This window comes from Agrobacterium tumefaciens (assembly GCF_009649785.1).
GTDB classification, from domain to species: domain Bacteria; phylum Pseudomonadota; class Alphaproteobacteria; order Rhizobiales; family Rhizobiaceae; genus Agrobacterium; species Agrobacterium tumefaciens.
In genome coordinates this window covers 51584-71678 of sequence record NZ_WJOK01000021.1, presented here as the reverse complement: position 1 = coordinate 71678, position 20095 = coordinate 51584, and the positions used below count along the sequence as shown (strand labels likewise).

Below are 20095 nucleotides of genomic sequence, written 5' to 3'. Positions count from 1 at the left end.
GGCTCGCCCGCTTCCGTCATTCCAGCCTTGAACCGGAATGACGGAGAAAGAGTGTTCAGCCTGCGCAATCTTTGGGTTGCGTGTTGTTGTGCGTTCTCAGCACATTTTCTCGCCGTTCGGCACCGGCCGCTCCACCCCGGCGAGCACGATGTCGCCGTTGCCATCGGCAAACCCCAATGTCAGAACTTCGGAGCGGAAGGGGCCAATCTGGCGCGGCGGAAAATTCACCACACCCAGCACCTGCCGGCCGATCAGACTTTCCGGGGTATAATGCACCGTGATTTGCGCCGAGGATTTCTTGATGCCGATCTCAGGGCCGAAATCGATCTTCACCTTGATCGCCGGCTTGCGTGCTTCCGGAAAAGGCTCTGCCTCAACGATCGTGCCGACACGGATATCGACCTTCTCGAAATCGGCATAGGAAATTTCACTGCTCATGCCCTGCTCCCGCCAGCTTGCTCGTCTTCAACCAGCCAGTTCTTCGGCGCGATTTTTCGCCGCAGCGATCGCCTTGTCAAACAGGGGCTGCATGCCGTCTTCGGCCATCAGCACCGAAAGCGCGGCGGCCGTTGTACCGCCCGGCGAGGTAACGTTCTGGCGCAGGCGCGCCGCCTCGTCAGAAGACTGATGCAGGAGTTCGCCCGCACCGGCCACGGTTTCACGCGCCAGCCGCATGGCTATATCCGCCGGCAGACCGGCCTTGCGACCGGCTTCCGCCATGCATTCAACCAGATAGAAGACATAGGCCGGACCGCTTCCCGAAACCGCGGTAACCGCGTCGATATCGCTTTCGGTTTCCACCCATTCGACCGGACCGCTGACCTTCAGCAATCCATCCACCACGGCCTTTAGCGCCGGCGTCACCAATTCGTTGGCATAGGCGCCCGTCACGCCACGGCCAACCATGGCCGGCGTGTTCGGCATGGCCCGCACGGCGGCGACAGAGCCGAAATGCGAAACGAAAGTGCCGATGGTGGTGCCGGCCGCAATCGAAACCACGACGGTCTCGGGTCCGAGCAAGGGCTTGAGGGAGGGTAGCACTGCTTCCATCATCTGCGGTTTTACCGCGACAAACAGAATGCCCGCCTTCACGCCATCAGGCACGCTTTCGCTATGCGTGGCGCCCGCTTCCGCAATTGTCGTGCGCATGGCGTCGGAGGGGCGCGGATCGATGACGATAACCTGCGAACCCGGCACGCCCTTTTTCAGCCAGCCCGAAAGCAAAGCGCCGCCCATATTGCCCGCCCCAACGAGGACGAGAGGACCGGAAGCCCTGTAGACCATTTTCAAGCTTCTCCGACGGTCTCGAACATGACCGCTTCAATTGCACTTTTCGCATCCAGCCCCGACCATACGACGAACTGGAATGCCTGATAATATTGTTCGCATGCCTCAAGCGCGCTGGAAAGCAGCACTTCCACCTGCTGGTTGTTAGGCTCCGCACCGCCAGCCAGAAGCAGCGACTGGCGGAAGATCACAACATCTTCCTGCCGCCACAGATCGAAATGACCCATCAGTACCTGGCCGTTGACCTGAGACAACAGGCGAATGACTTCGTTGACGCGCTGATCGGGCACCTTGATGTCGAAGGCGCACGCCAGATGCAGTGCCTCAAAATCTTCCATCCAGGAAAAGGAAACGTGATAATCGGCCCAGTGGCCCGCCACCGTCATGGCGATCTCGTCTTCGCCGGAACGTTCGAACGACCAGTCGTTCGAGGCGGCGACAATCTCGATCATGTCCACGGGATTGGACTGGCGCTCAATTTCAAATTCTATCAGGCTCATGCGGCACCTTCTCATCCGGTATGGATGTTCTGCTTTGAACGCCGGGCACAAAACGCACACACAAACCGGATTCAACACTTGAGACGATTGCCCGACACCAACAGAGTTACACATTCACCCTGTGTGGAGCTTACCAGGTTCGTTTCGAATCATCATTTAAAATCAGTGTATAATGGCCGAGTCCTGCTGCCACCCCTCGGGCAGCATTTTTACTTTTTGAACAGTGGATATCTTCTCCCCCATCACCTCAGGCGAGATACATAAGCGACTCTGGCAATTGCGTTTTTTGGAAGTGTCCACAGGCCTCAAAAAATTAACGATGGAGGCAGGTCCGGATCGACAGGGAATAATTTCGGGTTGCATGGCCCGCAAACAAAAAGTCCCGGAATCGCAGGCGATCCGGGACCTCTTGATGAAAAAGCGCGAAAAGAATCAATCCTTGGCAGCAGAAAGCTTTGCTTCCAGAGCCTCGATGCGAGCGCGCAACGCATCGTTTTCATCGCGCGCCTTGATCGCCATCTCGCGCACCGCGTCGAATTCCTCGCGCTTGACCACGTCGAGGCTGTTCAGCCAGCGATCCGCCTGTGCGTGCAAGGCAGCCTCGGCCTCCTTGCGCATTCCCTGCGCAGCGCCCGCCGCATCGGTCATCAGCTTTGCGAATTCATCCAGAAAACGATTGGTGCCTGTCGTGGTCATGGCCCTGTTCCTTCGTCGGTTCAGGGAGCGTTCCGTTCCCTGCTGTTGATGCCTTTCAGGTAGGCACTCGACAGCCGCCTTGCAAGCAAAATCGAAAAATCCACATGGCTTGCAATGGCCTTCGGCATCGCAAAGCGTCCCTTGAAGAATAATCTTGACCGGCGCTGCGGCAATCGCCATTTTCCTCGCGTAAAGAGACCGGAGAGCATCATCGCCCGGCTCCTTGAGGCAATGGGTCATTCTGTTGTCCGCCCAGCAACGATGACGGAATATACGGATTGTTAGCCGCTCCCACCCAACTTGCCATCATGCCATTTCCGAATATCGATCCGGTTGCCCTGTCTCTCGGGCCTCTGGCGATCCATTGGTACGGCATTGCCTATGTCGCCGGCATCATGCTCGGCTGGTTTTATGCCCGCCGCCTTGCGCTTACGCCTCGCCTGTGGCCAAACGATACATCGCCGATCTCGGCGCAGCATCTTGACGACTTCATCCTGTGGGCAGCCGGCGGCATCGTGCTTGGCGGGCGCATCGGCTACATCCTGTTTTACGATCTTGGCGCCGTCGCCGCAAACCCTATAAGAGCACTTGAGATATGGAACGGCGGCATGTCGTTCCATGGCGGCCTGATCGGCACGACCATCGCCATGATCCTCTTCGCCCGCAAGAACGGCATCCCTGTCTGGAGCATGTTCGATATCATCGCAGCCGTCGCACCTGTCGGCCTGCTGTTCGGACGCATCGCCAATTTCATCAATGGCGAATTGTGGGGACGTATCGCCGACGTTCCCTGGGCGGTCGTGTTCCCCACCGGCGGGCCGTTTGCGCGTCACCCCAGCCAGCTTTACGAAGCGGGACTCGAAGGCCTCGTTCTCCTCGTCATTCTGGCGGTCACCATCTACGTTTTCAGGGCGCTCAAGACACCTGGCATCGTAACCGGCATCTTCGTTTGCGGTTACGCGCTGTCGCGCATCTTCGTGGAATTCTTCCGCGAGCCGGACGCCCAGATCGGTTATCTCGCGGGCAACTGGCTGACCATGGGCATGGTACTCTCCACGCCGATGTTCCTTCTTGGCCTCTGGGCCGTCTTGCGTGCGCGGCGCGCGAAAATACGCGCTTAAGCGGAATGGCCTGCCATGACGACACCGCTTGCGCAACGCATCAAATCCCTCATCCGCCTGAACGGCCCGCTCAGCGTCACCGATTTCTTCTCGCTTTGCCTCGCCGATCCTGAACACGGTTATTACCGGAGCCGCGAGCCTTTTGGCAGATCGGGTGATTTCATCACCGCTCCGGAAGTCAGTCAGCTTTTCGGCGAAATGCTCGGCGTTTTCGTGGTTCACGCGTGGCAGCGCCATGGCGCACCCGCAGATATTCGTCTGGTGGAAATCGGCCCCGGCCGCGGCACCATGATGTCTGACATGCTGCGCGTCATCCGCCGCATCGCCCCACCACTTTACGAGACGATGCGGGTGCATCTGGTGGAGACCAGCCCTCGCCTTTGCGCCATCCAGAAAGAGACGCTCGCTGCGCATGCCGAACGGCTGACATGGCATGACAGTTTCGATGCGGTGCCGGAAGGTTTCCTGCTCCTCGTCGCCAACGAGCTTTTCGACGCCATCCCAATCCGGCAATTCGTGAAAACGCCGCAGGGTTTCCGCGAACGGGTGGTCAGTCTTGGTACCGATGGTGAACTGGTCTTCTCGACTGGGCTTGCCGGCATCGACCCGACGCTGCTGCCGCCCGGCCCGGAACGGCAGCCGATAGGCAGCATATTCGAGATCTCACCCGCCCGCGAAGCCGTAATGACCGCAATCTGCCAGCGCCTGTCCGCATATGGCGGCACCGCACTCGCGATCGACTACGGCCATCTGGTCGCCGGATATGGCGACACATTGCAGGCCATGCGCAACCATGCCTTCGACCCGCCGCTTTCTCATCCCGGGCAAGCCGATCTGACCAGCCATGTCGATTTCGAAAGCCTTATCAGGACGGCTGAAGCAAACGGCGTTCATGTCAATGGCGGCATCAGGCAGGGCGACTTTCTTTATGGTCTTGGCCTGAAGGAACGGGCAACCGCCCTTGCCGCAAAAGCTACACCCGACCAGACGCTTGAAATCGCCGAAGCGGTCAACCGTCTCGCTGGCGAAGGGGCTGGCAGGATGGGGGAACTTTTCAAGGTCATCGCCGTTTCAAGTCCCGCGCTCCATCTCATGCCGTTTCGCGCGGTGGATTGACAGTGCAATCACCTCTGGGCCAACATCGGCCCAGAACGAAGCAAGCGAACGCAGACACACTGCACCAGACAAACGCCGCGCAACGCCGCGGCAACAGGAAACATCTCGCTTAACGCATCCCACTGGCCAACAGCGACATTCTCCAAGGAACTCCCGCACCATGCAGAACGAAACGCTGCCGCTCCCCATCCAGAGCCCCCTGCTTGCCGCCTTGAGTGAAAACCGTGTCCGTCACGGTTTCTTCACCCGGCAAGGCGGTGTCTCCGAGGGGCTTTATCAGGGCCTCAATGTCGGCCTCGGTTCGAATGACGAGCCGGAACTGGTGCAGGAAAACCGCCGGCGCGTCACGCAATGGTTCGGCTTGTCTCCGGAACGTCTCGCCACCGTGCATCAGGTCCATTCTCCTGATGTCCTTGTGGTCGATGAAAGCTATGACGGCAGCCGCCCGCAGGCCGATGCGATGGTGACGGCGACACCGGGTTTCGTGCTCGGCGTTCTGAGCGCCGATTGCGGCCCAATCCTTTTTGCTGACGCTGAAGCGGGCGTTGTGGGTGCCGCCCATGCCGGCTGGAAGGGCGCATTGTTCGGCGTGCTCGAAAACACGATCGAGACCATGAGGAAGCTGGGCGCCAGCCGCGAGCGCATCTCCGCCTCCCTCGGCCCCTCCATCAGCCAGGCCAATTATGAGGTCGGGCCTGAGTATATGGCGCGCTTCACCGATTTCGATCCTGCCTATGCGGCCTATTTCACCGCTTCGGACAAAGGCGGCCATGCGCTATTCGACCTCAAGCAATTTACGGTGGACCGGCTGGTCAATGCGGGCGTGAGAGCGGAAAACCTCGGCCTCTGCACCTATCCCGATGAAGAACGCTTCTATTCCTACCGCCGCACGACCCACCGTGCCGAGCCCGACTACGGGCGGCAGATTTCCGCAATCGCAATTCTGGAGGACTAAATGGCCCTGCACTTCGAGCTCTCGGAATTCGATGCCCGCCGCGAACGGCTGATTGCGAAGATGGCGGAAGAGAAGCTGGACGCCATTCTGCTTTTCGCCCAGGAAAGCATGTACTGGCTTACCGGCTATGACACCTTCGGCTACTGCTTCTTCCAGACGCTGGTGGTCAAGTCGGACGGCTCCATGATGCTTCTGACCCGTTCGGCGGATATGCGGCAGGCCCGGAATACTTCGACGATCGAAAATATTCTCGTCTGGGTAGACCGGCCCAATGCCGACCCGACGCTCGATCTTAAGAACCTCCTCAGCGATCTCGATCTCCTTGGCGCCAAGATCGGCGTGGAATACGACACCCACGGCATGACCGGGCGCGTCGCCCGCTTGCTGGACAACCAGCTTGCCAGCTTCTGCCAGATGATCGACGCCTCCTATCTGGTCAGCAGCTTGCGGCTCATCAAGAGCCCAGCCGAGATCGCCTATGCGAGGAAGGCAGGCAGACTTGCGGATGAGGCTCTGGACGCTGCAATGGAGCTCATCAAGCCCGGTGCGGACGAAGCCGCGATCCTCTCGGCAATGCAGGGAGCGGTTCTGGCCGGCGGCGGTGACTATCCCGCCAATGAATTTATCATCGGCTCCGGCGCGGACGCGCTGCTGTGCCGTTACAAGGCCGGGCGCCGCAGGCTCGATGACAAGGATCAGCTGACGTTGGAATGGGCGGGTGTCAGCGCCCATTACCACGCCGCCATGATGCGCACGGTGGTGATCGGCGAACAGGACTTCCGCCAGAAGGAGCTTTACAGCGCCTGCCTGCAAAACCTCACCGACATCGAGGAAGTGCTGCGGCCCGGCAAGACCTTCGGCGATGTCTTCGACGTGCACGCCCGCGTCATGGACGAGCGTGGACTGACCCGCCATCGCCTGAACTCCTGCGGTTATTCGCTGGGCGCGCGTTTCTCACCGTCATGGATGGAGCATCAGATGTTCCATGCCGGCAACTCTCAGGAAATCGCCAGCGACATGACCCTGTTCGTGCACATGATCGTGATGGATTCTGATTCCGGCACCGCCATGACCCTCGGCCAGACCTACCTCACCACGGAAGGCGCGCCGGAACCGCTCTCGCGCCATAGCCTCGATCTTCTCACAGCTTAAATCTGCACCGGGTTTGACAGAGCGGGAAAACCGGCCCTACATTGCCGCCACCTTGGGCAAGAAGGAGCGGAACATGAGAGGAAACGTCGCATGAGCCGGACGGGGTTTACCCGCCCTTTCCAGACGTTTGTCGTTTCGGTCCTCGTCATTCCGGCGCTGGCGTTGACCCTGTCGGCCTGCAACACCACGGAGGCGCTGACGCCGCAGGTGAATGTCGGCCACAATAGCTCGCAATCGACACCGGTGACGCAGGGCGATCTCGACCAGATGGCTGCCGCCGCCGACCGCGCGCCCGCAGGCGCACCGGCAACCGCCTCTTCCGTGCCCGCTTATGCACCGCAGAACTCCCTGCAGGCGCAGGCACAGGCGCTTTCCAACGGCAATGAGTACGGCGAACCTCTTGGTCAGACCCAGTCTACCGGACAATCTGCAGGCCACTCACCCGCCAGCACCCAGCCGCCGCCTCCACAGCAGACGGCCGCACTTGCCCCCGCCGCTTCCGGCAATACCATCCGCTTCCTGCCGATCATCGGCGCGCCCGTTCAGGCCGTCACGCCGCTTTCGCGGCAACTGGGCGCCGAGGCGCGGGCAAAGGGGCTGACAATCCGCGCCTCCAACGACAATTCGGCAGAGAACATCCTCAAGGGATATTTCTCCGCCTTCGCCGATGGCAGCAAGGTCAACATCATCTACGTCTGGGACGTTCTGGATGCCAATGGTGTCAGGCTCCATCGCCTGCAGGGGCAGGAAACGGTGGCAGCCAAGGGCAGCGATCCCTGGGCCGCCGCGACCGACAGGGTCATGCAGGATATCGCCGCAAAAACGCTCAACGAGTATTCGTCATGGAAGCAGTCTCAAAGGGGATGAGATGAAACGGCGGGAGAAGTCACAGAGATTTCATGAAAATCATTGCGAAAGCACGGAGTCCTCTTGCAATCGGAAGCAACAACGCTATTAAGGCGCGCATGGCAACAAGGCGTATCCGGCAAAGGCTTTTCAGCCGGATGTTCCTCCCCTTGAACGACGCTTGGTTACGGCAGACACTTTCCCGTGGCGCAAGGCGATTGCATGGAAACAGGCGGGCGCAATGAAGGTTTTCGCAGGCAATTCGAACCGGCACCTTGCCGAAGCGATCTGCAAGTATCTCAACGTTCCCTTGGGAAATGCCACCGTAAAGCGGTTTGCTGACCAGGAAATTTTCGTAGAAATCAGTGAAAACGTACGCGGGGAGGACGTTTTTCTCGTCCAGTCCACTTCGTTTCCGGCAAACGATCATCTGATGGAACTGCTCATCATGATCGATGCCATGCGCCGCTCCTCGGCAAAACGCATCACGGCAGTACTTCCCTATTTCGGTTACGCCCGCCAGGATCGCAAAGCCGGCCCCCGCACACCGATTTCCGCCAAGCTCGTCGCCAACCTGATCACCGAAGCAGGCGCCGACCGCGTTCTGACGCTCGATCTTCACGCCGGCCAGATCCAGGGCTTTTTCGATATTCCGACCGACAACCTCTTCGCAGCGCCCATTCTGGCCCGCGATATCAAGGACCACTACGACACCAACAACGTCATGGTCGTTTCGCCTGACGTTGGCGGTGTGGTGCGCGCCCGTGCCCTGTCGAAGCGTCTGGACTGTCTGCTGGCCATCGTCGACAAACGCCGTGACCGTCCGGGTGAATCCGAAGTCATGAACGTCATCGGCGACGTATCCGGCAAGGACTGCATCCTGATCGACGATATCATCGATTCCGGCGGCACGCTCTGCAATGCTGCCGAAGCGCTGTTGAAAAAGGGCGCAACCAGCGTCACCGCCTATATCACGCACGGCGTGCTTTCCGGCGGCGCCGTTGCCCGCGTGGCCTCATCGAAGCTGCGCGAACTCGTCATCACCGACAGCATCCAGCCGACCACCAGCGTCCAGTCCGCGCACAATATCCGCGTGATCAGCACTGCGGGCCTTCTGGGCGAAGCGATCAACCGCACCGCGCAGGAACAGTCGGTTTCCGGCCTGTTCGACTGAAGCAGTCTTTTCTCTCGTACATCTGCAAAATCACTGCATCCGCATACTGTCACCCCGGATTTAGTCCGGGGTCCAGTGCGATCAAGTCTTTGATCCGTAAGATCCTTTCTTACGGCGCGTCCGCTCTGTTGCTGGATGTGGTTAAAGATTGGCATGATGAGAAGAGAGCTTATCAATTTTGCCAGCTATCTCAGCATCCGCACAGATCGCAGCACTCCATCTGCACCACTCAGGAAGATGCCGTGCCCGCATCCGGCGGTCGTTGCAGCCGTGTGGCGGCGGCCTTGATTTTCGGCCACCAGCGCCGAGCGCGGGTGCGAACAGCATGGCTGCCATTGCGCCAAAGGCTGATGGCATCGGCCGTAACGGCATCGCCGGTAAATAGATGACGATGACGGGCAATTGCCAGCGCCCGGTAAAGGAACAGCGTCGTCAGTGCGGAAAACAGCACGGACATCACCACATCGCTGAGAAAATGCCCGCCAGCCGCAATACGCAGACCGGACATGAGGATGATGGCGCCGGCGGCAGTGCTGCCCATGAAAAGACGCCCGCCCCATTGCAGGCGGTTCCAGACAAGCGCGCAGAGCGGCAGGAAAAAGCTCGCTATGAGCGCCGTTTCCCCGGAGGAAAACGAACAGTTTGAATAACATTGCGTGCTGAACTGGAAAGGCGGCGTAAAAAGCTGATGTCCACCGAAATCGCTGACGCTGAACGGGCGGGCGCGGCCGATATTGGCCTTCAGCACCCCGTTTACCAGAAGCCCGGCGCAGAGCACCACAGGCCCGCAGAGAAAGGCCCAGACGCGCCAGCCGGTGCGCTGCATCGCGCCCAGCCTGATGTTGCCGACCAGAACGATGGAGGCCAGAAGTGCGGCCAGTTCCGTTAACTCCCGCAACGTATCGCGAAACCATTCCGGAACCGGCAGGCTTCCAGCCCACAGGCGCGCTTCGGGCGAGAAAAACAGGGAAGAAAACTCGAGGTCGATGGACGGGAAGGTCGCGAACAGGATGACGAGCGCCAATGTGGCGAACGTAACCCAGATCGTGATCCGCATATGCGAAAGATCATTGTCCATCGGCAACCCTCGGGATGCATTGTGGCGGCAGACGCCAGAGACCGATTTCCTTGCCCTCGAACGAGCCCGGCCCGGCAACCCAGGTCGACAGCGGCGCCTGGCCATCGAGACAGCCCGGCAGGCTGTCCGCCCTCGCAAGATAGACGGGATTTGTCGCCTCTCCGGCTTTCAGCGGGTAAAGAAGCGCGTAGTGGCTGGAAGGAACGCCGGTTTCAGGCAGAGCGCGCGGCATGAGCAGCTTTTCGTCCCGCAGCTGATAAAAAAGCTCGGCCAGAATGGAGCGATCTGCAGCGACGATTGCATCCGCCCCCGCCTCTCGCGCCCTTGAAAGGCCGGTCGACACAAGCTCCGAGCTGCCGAGATAGCGCTTCATCGCCAGGTCGCCATTCGGCAAGCGCAATTCCGTTCCGGCGATCGTCATCAACGGCAGTGCGATGGCAACGATGCCGCCGAGCACAAGGGTGGAGACGGTAAGCCAGCGCCGGGATGCCAGGACAGGCACCGCCAGAAGCACGCCCGCGGCATAAGCCCCCACCGCCCAGTTGGCGAGCGCCCGCGACATCAGCCCCTGTGCCGTGATCAGAAGCACGATCGGTATCGAAAGGGCAACAAGCGCCCGGGTTTCAGCGGTTTTCGCCCTGAACGTCGCGACGATCATGCCGATGAAGACGAACGGCCCGACAACACCCGCCTGCGAGAAGAAGAACTCGAGCGCCGGACCGATTTTCAGCTTAACGCCATGCCAGTTGGCATTGTCCGCCGTGTGGCGCGCGGTCATGAAATCATGTGCGGCATTCCACCACAGATTGGGAGCGACGACGGCGGCGCAGACAACTACAGCAATACCGGCGTCACGCCAACGGATGCGCCAGCCCACGCACAGCCAGCCGGCAGCGATGAAGCAGGGCAGAAAATAGATCATCGCATATTTAGACATCAGCCCGAGGCCGAAGCTTAGACCAAGCGCAATGCTCCAGAGCATCGCGGACACACCGGCAGCGCGTGCTTCCGCAAGCTTGCGCACGCAGATCATCGACAGCACGATGAACAGCATCATCGGCGTATCGGTCGAGATCAGCAGACTGCCGAGCGTCACGGCGGGCAGCGTCAGATAGATGACTGCAGCCAGCGAGGCGAGCTTCGCATCATAGATCATGCGCCCGAGCGCAAGGATCGCCGCGGCCACTATGCCATGGATGACCGGCGCGGCGAGCCGCACGTCGAAGGTGCTCTCGCCGCCGCTCAGAGTGGTGGCGGCGCGAATGATCCAGCCGATCAGCGGTGGCTTGGAATAGGCGCCGAACGCCATCTCCCGGCCCCACAGCCAATATTGCGCCTCATCAACGAAAAGATCGGTGCGGTTGAAAGCAAGCCCGACGACGCGCAGCACGGTGACGAGCACGATTGCCGCAAGCGCAAACGTCATCCATTGGCGCTGTTCATTCGCCTGCGCGTAAGGCAGAGCTGCGGCCTCATGCATGCTGGCGGCGTTCTGCATGGATCAACCAGAGATTTCGGGCATAAATGAACAGGCCGGAGGCCTGTCCCAGAATGAAAACCGGATCGCGACGCCAGATCGCGTATAATAGCAGCACAAGGCCGCCGACGATGGAGAAATACCAGAAGGCTACCGGAATGACCGAGCGGTTCGCCCGTTCCGACGAAATCCATTGAACCAGAAAACGCATGGTGAACAGCATCTGGCCCATAAAGCCGGTGCAGACCCAGAGAAATTCCTTCCAGCTGTTCACATGCAGCATGGACCATAAGGCCGGTGCGTTCACGGCGATGTCTCCGTTTTGAAGGTTTCGGCCCAACTTGCCCGCTTGCGCCGCCGCAACAGCCAGGCAACGCCGATCAGGTCGTGGATGCCGACAAGCGCGCGGCCGATATTGGTGTAATGGGAATTGCCATGCAGGCGCGCCCGGTGCGTGACGTCGACATGGGCAACCTGCCAGCCGTCGCGATTGAAGAGCGCCGGAAAATAGCGGTGGTGGTGATCGAAATAGGGCAAGGCGAGATAGGCGTCGCGACGGAAAGCCTTGAGGCCGCAGCCGGTATCCCGCGTGCCGTCCTTCAATATCCGCGCCCGCAAGCCATTGGCGAAGCGGGAGGAAAGACGTTTTGCAAGCGTATCGCGCCGGCCGACGCGCTGCCCGGCCACAAGCGCAAGCCGGCTCGGCGCGTTCGAGGCAAGAAGCGGCGCAAGAAGCGCCGGCAGATTGTCCGGCGGGTTCTGCCCGTCTCCGTCAAGCATACAGACAACCGGCGCGCGCGCTGCCTGCACACCGCTGTGGATCGCAGCCGATTGCCCGCCCTGCCGGTCATGCCGCACCAGCCGCAGCATCGGATAACGCCCGGCAAGCGAAAGCGCCACATCCGCCGTGCGATCGGAAGATGCGTCGTCCACCACGATAATCTCGAACGGACCGACCGGCTGGCAGGCAGCAACGATCTCAGCGACAAGCGTTTCAACGCTCGCTTCCTCATTGTGCATGGGTACGATAACCGCGAAATCCGGGATCGATCTCAAAGGGGCTCCGTCATATCCAGCCGCGGGTGTTCCGCAAACATCGTCGATAGTGGCAAGAGCAGGAGCGCGAAAAGCTTGCATGAATATGAACAGCCGTTGAACTTCGCACGGTATGCGCCCGTTCCATTGCAGTTTTATTACGGAGAATGGCCGGCCAGGGCCTTGGATTTTTTCACGGTATGCGGGAAATAATCATACAATTCACCGCCAAGCTTAACGCGACCGTAAACAATTGTTGCGACGGTACCGCAACGTTCTTTTGGGGGGAGGAAACAGGATGCCGGGTGCAAATCCGACTGCTGTCAAAGCTAAATCATTGTCAATCAAGGCCAAATTCGCAGCGCTCGTCACGGGCGCGACGCTGGTTTCGTGCCTGGCCGTTGGGCTGCTGTCATACGAAATGGGCAAGTCCGGCCTGATCGACGCCAGCAAGATCAGGCTCGAGACGGTTGCGGGAAACCAGTCCAAACAGCTTGATGCCTATACGCTGCGCGTCGAACAAAGCATTTCCGAGCTGTCGCAGAACGCTGCGATCGCTCAGGCGCTGGAAACCATGACCACGGTCGTACCGACGGAAAAGGATGCGATCATTCAGGCATTCCGCCGCGAGGGCGTATCCGAGGAGGAGCGCGCCTCCTTCAACGGTGAAGGTTTGCGGCTGCTCTATGCCATTCGCCACGCCACGATCAACGCGGCCATTGCCAGCGTCTGGCGCAACACCCGGGTCAGCGACATCTACGTCATCGACAAGGCAGGCCTCATTATCTATTCCGTGACCAAGGGCAAGAACTTCCTGACCAATGTGACGGAACCGCAAAACAGCACGATCAAGGAATTGTTCGACCGCATCGAGGCCGGCAAGGACGGTGTCATCAGCACAACTGGGTTCAACGATGACAGCACCAATGACTCGGCCCTGATCGGCATGCCGCTTGCGGTCTCGAACTGGGGCCAGTTGCAGCGCAAGGGCGCCGTCATCATGCGCATTTCCGCAGACCGTATCGGTGCGGTGGTAACACCTGAGGAAACCGGCAAGTCCATCGACGACGCCGTTCTTCTGAGCGCTGAAGGCAAACTTCGCGCGGGCGTGCTCTCCGGTGGGGCTGGAGTCGCCGTTTCCGAAAGTCTCGCGGCACTTACAGGTGCCAGCGAAGCCGGAACGGTCATGGCGAAGACCCCTGCGGGCAGCATCTTCTACGCCTATCGTCCGGTCTCCGTTTTCGGACAGAAGCATCTTCTGGCCATCGGCCAGCAGGAGAGCAAGGTGCTGGCAGCGGCCAATGATCTCGCCTTCTGGGCAACGCTTGCAACACTTGCGGTGCTTGCCGTCATGACACTCATCGGCATTTTCGTTTCCGCCAGCCTGACCAAGCCGCTGACCGGCCTTGCCGGGTTGATGGAACGTCTGAACGGTGGTGACCATAATATTGAGATCAAGGCCGTTTCCCGTGGCGACGAAATCGGCACCATGGCGCGCGCACTGGAATCCTTCCGCCAGGGCATTCTCGACAAGCAGCGCATGGAAACCGAGTCCCATCGCAAAAGCGAGGAACTGGACGAGGAACGCGCCCAGCGTGAGATGGAAAAGGCAAGAAGTGCGAAGGAGCTGGAAGAAGCAGTCGATGCGCTTGCGACCGGCCTTGCCAATCTTGCTGCGGGCAGGCTCGATCTTCGCATTGAAAAACCTTTCGTGCCGTCGCTCGACCATCTGCGCGTCGATTTCAACAACTCCATAGCGGGGCTGGATACGACGATCTCAAGCATCGGCGAAAGCGCCAATGCCATCCGCTCCGGCTCCGGCGAGCTGAAAAGCGCATCGGAAGATCTGTCGCGGCGCACGGAACGCCAGGCGGCCGCCCTAGAGGAAGCAGCCGCCGCACTTGGAGACATGACGCAGGCCGTCAACGTTTCCCTCTCCCGCTGCGACGTCGCAGTCGGAACGACGGCGGAAACCATGCAGGATGCCCATAAATCCACCGCTGTCGTCAAAGAAGCAATCGTCGCCATGGAGCGTATAGAGACGTCGTCGTCCAAGATCCGCCAGATCATCGACGTCATCGACCAGATCGCCTTCCAGACCAATCTCCTGGCGCTGAACGCCGGGGTTGAGGCTGCCCGCGCCGGTGAGGCCGGAAAGGGCTTTGCGGTTGTGGCACAGGAAGTGCGGGAACTCGCGCAGAAATCGGCGGCTGCCGCACGGGATATCACGACGCTCATCGCCACCTCTGCGGGCGATGTGGAAAGCGGCGTGGCACTGGTGCTGAAAACCGGGGAAAGCCTCGAGCAGATCCAGAAACGCATCCAGTCGGTCAACGAACAGATCGGTGAAATCGCCACAGCTTCGCGCGAACAATCCGGCCGCCTCGGCGAAATCAACGCCTCCGTCAACGAACTTGACCATGTGACGCAGCAGAACGCGGCGATGGTGGAGGAAACGACGGCTGCGGCCTTCTCGCTCGCAAGCGAAGCTGATGGCCTGACCGAACAGGTGGGCCAGTTCTCCGTAGGTGCCACCCGAAACCGCGACCAGCGTTACGCGGCATAGTCCGCAGCAAAAAAAGGCCGGAGGCAAAACCTCCGGCCTTTTATTTTGCTGAACTTCATCCGGGTTCCCAGGGACCGAAGCCCCTGGGAACTCGCCGGCGGCCGGAAATCAGGATGATCCGTCGCCGGCTTCCGGGGAGGAACTCAGAAGAAGCCAACCTTGTTCGGGCTGTAGGATACGAGCAGGTTCTTGGTCTGCTGGTAGTGATCGAGCATCATCTTGTGGGTCTCGCGACCAATGCCCGACTGCTTGTAACCACCAAAGGCGGCACCGGCCGGATAGACGTGGTAGCAATTGGTCCACACGCGGCCCGCTTCGATGCCACGACCAGCGCGATAGGCGATATTGGTATCGCGGCTCCAGACGCCAGCGCCAAGACCGTAAACCGTGTCATTGGCGATTTCGAGCGCTTCTTCCACCGTCTTGAAGGTGGTGACCGAAACGACAGGACCGAAGATTTCCTCCTGGAAAACCCGCATCTTGTTGTTGCCTTCGAAGACCGTCGGCTGAATGTAATAACCGTCCTTAAGATCGCCCGTGAGCGTCTTGCGGTCACCGCCGGTCAGAACCTTTGCGCCTTCCTTCTTGCCGATATCCAGATAGCGCATGATCTTGTCGAACTGTTCCTGCGAGGCCTGCGCACCCAGCATGGTCGACGGATTGAGCGGGTCGTCCTGGCTGATGGCCTGAACGCGCTTGATCGCCTTTTCCATAAAGCGGTCGTAGATCGATTCATGCACCAGCGCACGCGACGGGCATGTGCAGACTTCGCCCTGGTTGAGCGCGAAGAAGGCGAAACCTTCAAGCGCTTTGTCAAGGAAAGCGTCGTCTTCATTCATCACATCGGCAAAGAAGATGTTCGGCGACTTGCCGCCCAGTTCCAGCGTGATGTTTGTGACATTGTCGGCCGCATAACGCATGATTTCCTTGCCGACCGGGGTGGAGCCGGTGAAGGCGATCTTGGCGATGCGCTTGCTCTGCGCCAGCGGCTTGCCCGCTTCAACACCAGTGCCGTTGACGATGTTGAGCACGCCCGGCGGCAGCAGGTCTTCGATAAGCTCCATCACCACCAGAATAGAAGCAGGCGTCTGTTCCGCCGGCTTCAGTACCACGCAGTTGCCGGCGGCGAGTGCCGGTGCAAGTTTCCATGCGGCCATAAGGATCGGGAAGTTCCACGGAATAATCTGGCCGACGACGCCGAGAGGCTCATGGAAATGATAAGCGACAGTGTCATTGTCGATTTCGCCGATCGTGCCTTCCTGCGCGCGGATGCAGCCCGCGAAATAGCGGAAATGGTCGATCGTCAGCGGAATATCCGCATTGGTGGTCTCGCGTAGCGGCTTGCCGTTATCCCAGGTTTCGGCCCGTGCGATGAGATCCAGATTGTCCTCGATGCGCTGGGCGATCTTGAGCAGGATGTTGGAACGTTCGGTAACGCTCGTCTTGCCCCACTTCTCCCGCGCCTGGTGGGCGGCATCCAGTGCGAGTTCGATATCGGCCGCATCGGAGCGCGGAACCTCACAAATCTTGTGACCCGTTACCGGCGACAGATTGTCCATGTAGCGGCCGGATTTCGGCTCCACCCATTTGCCGCCGATGAAATTTCCGTATTTCAGCTTGAAGGGCGCTTCGCCAGCTTTGTGCTGAACCTGAATATTCATGATTTCATCCTCCCTGATGAAAACGATCCGCGACGGACCGCATGACAGGAAGGTGGGCCTAGATGATCGTGGCGGGTAGTGGCACCGCGCGGTTCCGCAGCGCACATTGTCTCACATCTGCGACAAACCCGCTCCGATCCCGCTGAATTGAGCGGGTATGGTCTCGGGTAGCCTCAATGCACGTCGAATTTCTTCATCTTGCGATGAAGCGTGGCGCGGCTGATGCCGAGCAGGGACGCGGCCTGCGTGACATTGCCATTGGTGCGCGACAGAACCCGGCGCAAAGCCGAACGTTCCGCCTCCTCAAGATCGGAACCGCCGTCGTGACGCTGTTCCTGCAAGACATCGGCGGCGGGCAGCCCCTGCGCAATGCGATGGTCATCGAGCTTCAGCGCAAGCCGCGCCGCGCGCGTCGCCCCAAGCACGAGATCGTCCTGATCGACGGCAAGCAATGAAAGTGCCGGACTGAAACCCGTAGGCACCACGACGATGCGCGCGCCGGGAAAGGCCCGGCGGAAGAGATTGCCCTCGATACGCTGGGCCGCATCCCGCACCGCCTGCGTGACGAAAGAAAACGTCATTTCGTTGATATCGTCGCGGCACGTGGAAATATCGAGAGCGCCCGTCACCCGGCCGGTATGGTCGCGTATCGGGGCCGTGGTGCAGCAGAGTTCCGTGTTCGATGTGAAGAAGTGCTGATCGCGATAGACCACCACCGAACGCTCGTCGGCAAGTGCCGTTCCAATACCGTTGGTTCCGACGCTCGCTTCGCTCCAGACGGCGCCGGACCAGAGACCGAGCGCCCGGAAATCACGATCGTCGCCGGCAGCACCCCGGCGCTCCAGCGCGACGCCCTGGGCGTCTGTCAAAAGCAGGCAGCAGCCGGATTTGCCGACACTATGAAAAATACGGTCGAGTTCATCCGTGCTTTCGGCAATCAGGCCCGCCGCACTTTCGCGTGCGCGGCGGAATTCGACATCGGTGAGAAAGATCGGCTTGCGGTTTTCCTCCGGCGCAAGACGGTGCGTGACCATGCAACGGCGCCATGAGGCGATAATCGGAGAACTTGCGGCTGCGGAACGTTGGCGCGCTGTTTCATACACGCGGTCCGCATGGGCGATGTCTGTCGGCATTCGCTCCTCCCAAAGCTTTTCGGCAATGGTGCGCTGGAAGCGTTCACGTTTCAACTAAAAACTTTGCGACCTGCATCCGTCAGCGCAACCGCGGGCTGCGCCTGATATCATACCGCCTTGAAATAGCGTTGGCCGGTGGTGGTGACCTCCGGCTCGTCCTCCGTCGAGAGGAACGTGTCGTCGACGAGATTGGCGATGGAGGTCAAGGGACCGGGCCTGCCGAAGAAGAAGCCCTGCACCTGCAGGCAGCCTTCGCGGCGAAGGAACTCGATATGGGCCTTCGTCTCGACACCTTCCGCAAGCACCGGAATATTGAGGCTATGCGCCAGAATGAGCGTGGAGCGAACGATCGCCTCCGACTGCACATTGGTCGACAGGCCATCGATAAATGCCCGGTCGATCTTGATCTTGTCGAAGGGAAAGCTCTGCAGGGTCGACAGGGAGGAATAGCCCGTGCCGTAATCGTCCATGGCGATCTTGACGCCGAGCGCCTTGAGTTTGCGGATCGTGATCAGCGCGTGGCGGTGGTCGGCGATGATGCTGCCTTCGGTGATTTCAAGCTCAAGCCTCTCAGGCGCAAGCGCCGTCTCCCTAAGAATCTTCTCGACCTTCTCGGGGAAATCATTGTCCGCAAGCTGCTGCGGGGCGACATTGACGGCGATGGAAAGCGATTTTTTCCAGAGAGCCGCCTGCGCGCAGGCTTCGCGCAGAACCCATTCGCCCAATTCGACGATAAAGCCGGTCTGCTCCGCGATCGGAATGAATTCGACGGGCGAGATCATACCGCGTTCCGGATGTTTCCAGCGCAACAGCGCCTCGAAACCGACGATGCTGCCGCTCTTGGTATCATTCTGCTGCTGGTAATAAAGCTCGAACTCGCTGTTGGCGAGACCGCTGCGCATGGCCACGGCAAGCGCGTTGCGTTCGCGTGCGGCTTCATCCATGGACTTGTCGTAAAAGCAGATCGTGTCGGAATTCCCGCCTTTTGCCCGATACATGGCGACATCGGCCTGCGCCATCAGCGTGTCGGCGTCAATGGCGCCGGTATTGCGCACCGATATGCCCACACTCGCGCCGACCGAAAATGTCTGCCCATTCCATTCGACCGGCCTGCTGATCTGCTCGATCAGCCGCTGGGCGAATTCCGCACCATCGGCGCGGGTATAATAGGAATGGGTCATCGCCACGAATTCATCCCCGCCCATACGCGCCAGAAACTCCCCGGCTTTCAGAACGGAACTTGCGCGGTCGGCAATGGCGCGCAGCACGGCATCGCCCGCCGCATGGCCGTGAACGTCGTTGATTTCCTTGAAGCGGTTGAGATCGATGGACAAAAGCGCCGTGTGCGCGCCCATGGAGAGATGGCGCGTGCGGCGGTTGAGATGTTCGATAAATGCCGCGCGGTTCGGAATGCCCGTCAGCGGATCGTGCAACGAAAGATGACGATAGCGGGCGACCGCCTGCTGGGTGGACTGGGCGTCGATGACATAGGTGGAAAGCCCGAGCGCCAGCAGGAGAAGCGTCACGGCGATGGCGCCCCCACCCATGATGGCGGGCGGCAGCAGACTTTCCGAAATGACGATGCGCGGATCGAACTCGAACAACATCGAGGCCATGCCGGTGTAATGCATGGAGGCGATGGCCAGGATCAGGAACGCAACCGAGCTATATTGGCAAAACCGGTTGACTGGGCGCGCGATGCGATTGACCGCGAGCGCACCGAATACAGCCCCGAGCACCAGCGAAGCGATGACGTAGGTCTGGTTCCAGAAAATCATGCCCTGTATCTGATAGGCAGCCATGCCGGTATAATGCATGGCCGCAATACCGAGACCGACTGTCGCACCACCCGCTTCCACCAGGGCTGTGCGTCCGCCATAGGCGGAAATGGCAAAGCCGGTTGTCGTTGTAGCAATGGCGATAAGAAGCGAAAGCCCGGTCAGATAGGGATCGTACCCCACCTCCCCGGCAGCGACATAACCCAGCATCGCCACGAAATGGGTGGTCCATATCGCCGACCCACCATTGACACCAGCCAGAAACAGCCAGTTGACCTTTTGCCAACCCCTCGCCTGACGCGCCCTCGAGAAAAGACGCATCGTGACGAAGCTTCCCAGCATGCAGACGAGGACCGCTGCTGTGGTGTATCGGAAGTCATGATCGACGGTAAGGCACTGGAGAACTTTAAGCATTGTCATCTACGCAATTGGAATTCCAGGCAGCCTTATCACTTGCCAAGTTTGCAGCCGGTTTATATGAATGGATAAGCATATATTAAAAGTTGCAATGCACGAGTGA

The 20095-nt window shown here is 59.8% G+C and carries 18 protein-coding genes; 7 read left to right on the top strand and 11 right to left on the bottom strand.

Going from position 1 to position 20095, the window contains the following annotated elements; all coding sequences use genetic code 11:
- Window positions 1-96 precede the first annotated feature (96 nt).
- The 4 genes from GH784_RS20500 to GH784_RS20485 all read right to left on the bottom strand — a co-directional run bounded on the left by GH784_RS20500 (window position 97) and on the right by GH784_RS20485 (window position 2483).
- The gene (locus GH784_RS20500) at window positions 97-438 is read right to left on the bottom strand and encodes a tRNA-binding protein (protein ID WP_013636580.1); all 342 of its coding nucleotides are present in this window, start codon (window positions 436-438) and stop codon (window positions 97-99) included.
- Window positions 439-465: 27 nt separating this feature from the next.
- Window positions 466-1284 (bottom strand): pyrroline-5-carboxylate reductase, encoded by an 819-nt coding sequence (gene proC, locus GH784_RS20495; RefSeq protein WP_013636581.1) that lies wholly within the window; start codon window positions 1282-1284, stop codon window positions 466-468.
- A gap of 2 nt (window positions 1285-1286) precedes the next feature.
- Window positions 1287-1787 carry a type III secretion system chaperone family protein gene (locus tag GH784_RS20490; protein WP_006311131.1) on the bottom strand — a complete coding sequence of 167 codons (501 nt, stop codon included), beginning with the start codon at window positions 1785-1787 and terminating at the stop codon, window positions 1287-1289.
- Window positions 1788-2219: 432 nt separating this feature from the next.
- Window positions 2220-2483: an accessory factor UbiK family protein gene (locus tag GH784_RS20485; RefSeq protein ID WP_013636582.1), complete on the bottom strand. Its 264-nt coding sequence runs from the start codon at window positions 2481-2483 to the stop codon at window positions 2220-2222.
- A 308-nt stretch (window positions 2484-2791) separates the two neighbouring features.
- Between GH784_RS20485 and lgt the strand changes: the two genes are divergently transcribed.
- From lgt to GH784_RS20450, 6 genes are all read left to right on the top strand, one after another.
- Window positions 2792-3604, top strand: coding sequence for a prolipoprotein diacylglyceryl transferase (gene lgt, locus GH784_RS20475; RefSeq protein WP_029658791.1), 813 nt, complete (start codon window positions 2792-2794; stop codon window positions 3602-3604).
- A 15-nt stretch (window positions 3605-3619) separates the two neighbouring features.
- Window positions 3620-4720 carry a class I SAM-dependent methyltransferase gene (locus tag GH784_RS20470; protein WP_019565221.1) on the top strand — a complete coding sequence of 367 codons (1101 nt, stop codon included), beginning with the start codon at window positions 3620-3622 and terminating at the stop codon, window positions 4718-4720.
- A 160-nt stretch (window positions 4721-4880) separates the two neighbouring features.
- On the top strand, window positions 4881-5675 hold the full coding sequence (pgeF, locus tag GH784_RS20465) for a peptidoglycan editing factor PgeF (protein ID WP_003513461.1): 795 nt from the start codon (window positions 4881-4883) through the stop codon (window positions 5673-5675).
- Entirely contained in the window at window positions 5676-6827 is a 1152-nt protein-coding gene (locus GH784_RS20460) for a M24 family metallopeptidase (RefSeq protein WP_065702315.1), read from the top strand.
- A gap of 90 nt (window positions 6828-6917) precedes the next feature.
- On the top strand, window positions 6918-7694 hold the full coding sequence (locus tag GH784_RS20455) for a hypothetical protein (protein ID WP_038491763.1): 777 nt from the start codon (window positions 6918-6920) through the stop codon (window positions 7692-7694).
- Between the two features lie 220 nt (window positions 7695-7914).
- Window positions 7915-8847 carry a ribose-phosphate pyrophosphokinase gene (locus GH784_RS20450; protein WP_003513466.1) on the top strand — a complete coding sequence of 311 codons (933 nt, stop codon included), beginning with the start codon at window positions 7915-7917 and terminating at the stop codon, window positions 8845-8847.
- Between the two features lie 229 nt (window positions 8848-9076).
- Here GH784_RS20450 and GH784_RS20445 read toward each other — a convergent pair whose 3' ends face one another.
- Genes GH784_RS20445 through GH784_RS20430 form a run of 4 tightly spaced genes read right to left on the bottom strand, consistent with a single transcriptional unit; the run spans window position 9077 to window position 12545 of the window.
- The gene (locus GH784_RS20445) at window positions 9077-9925 is read right to left on the bottom strand and encodes a phosphatase PAP2 family protein (protein WP_065702314.1); all 849 of its coding nucleotides are present in this window, start codon (window positions 9923-9925) and stop codon (window positions 9077-9079) included.
- Entirely contained in the window at window positions 9915-11423 is a 1509-nt protein-coding gene (locus GH784_RS20440; RefSeq protein WP_065702313.1) for an ArnT family glycosyltransferase, read from the bottom strand. The genes GH784_RS20445 and GH784_RS20440 overlap by 11 nt, the downstream gene beginning before the upstream one ends.
- On the bottom strand, window positions 11398-11685 hold the full coding sequence (locus GH784_RS20435) for a lipid-A-disaccharide synthase N-terminal domain-containing protein (RefSeq protein ID WP_019565216.1): 288 nt from the start codon (window positions 11683-11685) through the stop codon (window positions 11398-11400). The genes GH784_RS20440 and GH784_RS20435 overlap by 26 nt, the downstream gene beginning before the upstream one ends.
- A 20-nt stretch (window positions 11686-11705) precedes the next feature.
- Entirely contained in the window at window positions 11706-12545 is an 840-nt protein-coding gene (locus GH784_RS20430; RefSeq protein ID WP_035251843.1) for a glycosyltransferase family 2 protein, read from the bottom strand.
- 190 nt (window positions 12546-12735) lie between these two features.
- On the opposite strand from GH784_RS20430, the gene GH784_RS20425 reads away from it, so the two are divergent.
- Window positions 12736-15003, top strand: coding sequence for a methyl-accepting chemotaxis protein (locus GH784_RS20425; RefSeq protein ID WP_065702312.1), 2268 nt, complete (start codon window positions 12736-12738; stop codon window positions 15001-15003).
- Between the two features lie 143 nt (window positions 15004-15146).
- Here the strand turns inward: GH784_RS20425 and adh are convergent, their stop codons facing one another.
- The 3 genes from adh to GH784_RS20410 all read right to left on the bottom strand — a co-directional run bounded on the left by adh (window position 15147) and on the right by GH784_RS20410 (window position 19989).
- Window positions 15147-16664: an aldehyde dehydrogenase gene (gene adh / locus GH784_RS20420; protein WP_003513477.1), complete on the bottom strand. Its 1518-nt coding sequence runs from the start codon at window positions 16662-16664 to the stop codon at window positions 15147-15149.
- A gap of 173 nt (window positions 16665-16837) precedes the next feature.
- Complete coding sequence (locus GH784_RS20415) at window positions 16838-17797, bottom strand: helix-turn-helix domain-containing protein (protein WP_013636592.1); 960 nt, start codon at window positions 17795-17797, stop codon at window positions 16838-16840.
- Between the two features lie 107 nt (window positions 17798-17904).
- Window positions 17905-19989, bottom strand: coding sequence for a putative bifunctional diguanylate cyclase/phosphodiesterase (locus GH784_RS20410; RefSeq protein WP_026330768.1), 2085 nt, complete (start codon window positions 19987-19989; stop codon window positions 17905-17907).
- Window positions 19990-20095: the final 106 nt, after the last annotated feature.

Excerpts from the sequence above, each read along its gene's own strand:
- GH784_RS20500 (WP_013636580.1), bottom strand. The coding sequence starts at position 438 with ATGAGCAGTGAAATTTCCTATGCCGATTTCGAGAAGGTCGATATCCGT.
- proC (WP_013636581.1), bottom strand. The coding sequence starts at position 1,284 with ATGGTCTACAGGGCTTCCGGTCCTCTCGTCCTCGTTGGGGCGGGCAAT.
- GH784_RS20490 (WP_006311131.1), bottom strand. The coding sequence starts at position 1,787 with ATGAGCCTGATAGAATTTGAAATTGAGCGCCAGTCCAATCCCGTGGAC.
- GH784_RS20485 (WP_013636582.1), bottom strand. The coding sequence starts at position 2,483 with ATGACCACGACAGGCACCAATCGTTTTCTGGATGAATTCGCAAAGCTG.
- lgt (WP_029658791.1), top strand. The coding sequence starts at position 2,792 with ATGCCATTTCCGAATATCGATCCGGTTGCCCTGTCTCTCGGGCCTCTG.
- GH784_RS20470 (WP_019565221.1), top strand. The coding sequence starts at position 3,620 with ATGACGACACCGCTTGCGCAACGCATCAAATCCCTCATCCGCCTGAAC.
- pgeF (WP_003513461.1), top strand. The coding sequence starts at position 4,881 with ATGCAGAACGAAACGCTGCCGCTCCCCATCCAGAGCCCCCTGCTTGCC.
- GH784_RS20460 (WP_065702315.1), top strand. The coding sequence starts at position 5,676 with ATGGCCCTGCACTTCGAGCTCTCGGAATTCGATGCCCGCCGCGAACGG.
- GH784_RS20455 (WP_038491763.1), top strand. The coding sequence starts at position 6,918 with ATGAGCCGGACGGGGTTTACCCGCCCTTTCCAGACGTTTGTCGTTTCG.
- GH784_RS20450 (WP_003513466.1), top strand. The coding sequence starts at position 7,915 with ATGAAGGTTTTCGCAGGCAATTCGAACCGGCACCTTGCCGAAGCGATC.
- GH784_RS20445 (WP_065702314.1), bottom strand. The coding sequence starts at position 9,925 with ATGGACAATGATCTTTCGCATATGCGGATCACGATCTGGGTTACGTTC.
- GH784_RS20440 (WP_065702313.1), bottom strand. The coding sequence starts at position 11,423 with ATGCAGAACGCCGCCAGCATGCATGAGGCCGCAGCTCTGCCTTACGCG.
- GH784_RS20435 (WP_019565216.1), bottom strand. The coding sequence starts at position 11,685 with ATGCTGCATGTGAACAGCTGGAAGGAATTTCTCTGGGTCTGCACCGGC.
- GH784_RS20425 (WP_065702312.1), top strand. The coding sequence starts at position 12,736 with ATGCCGGGTGCAAATCCGACTGCTGTCAAAGCTAAATCATTGTCAATC.
- adh (WP_003513477.1), bottom strand. The coding sequence starts at position 16,664 with ATGAATATTCAGGTTCAGCACAAAGCTGGCGAAGCGCCCTTCAAGCTG.
- GH784_RS20415 (WP_013636592.1), bottom strand. The coding sequence starts at position 17,797 with ATGCCGACAGACATCGCCCATGCGGACCGCGTGTATGAAACAGCGCGC.
- GH784_RS20410 (WP_026330768.1), bottom strand. The coding sequence starts at position 19,989 with ATGCTTAAAGTTCTCCAGTGCCTTACCGTCGATCATGACTTCCGATAC.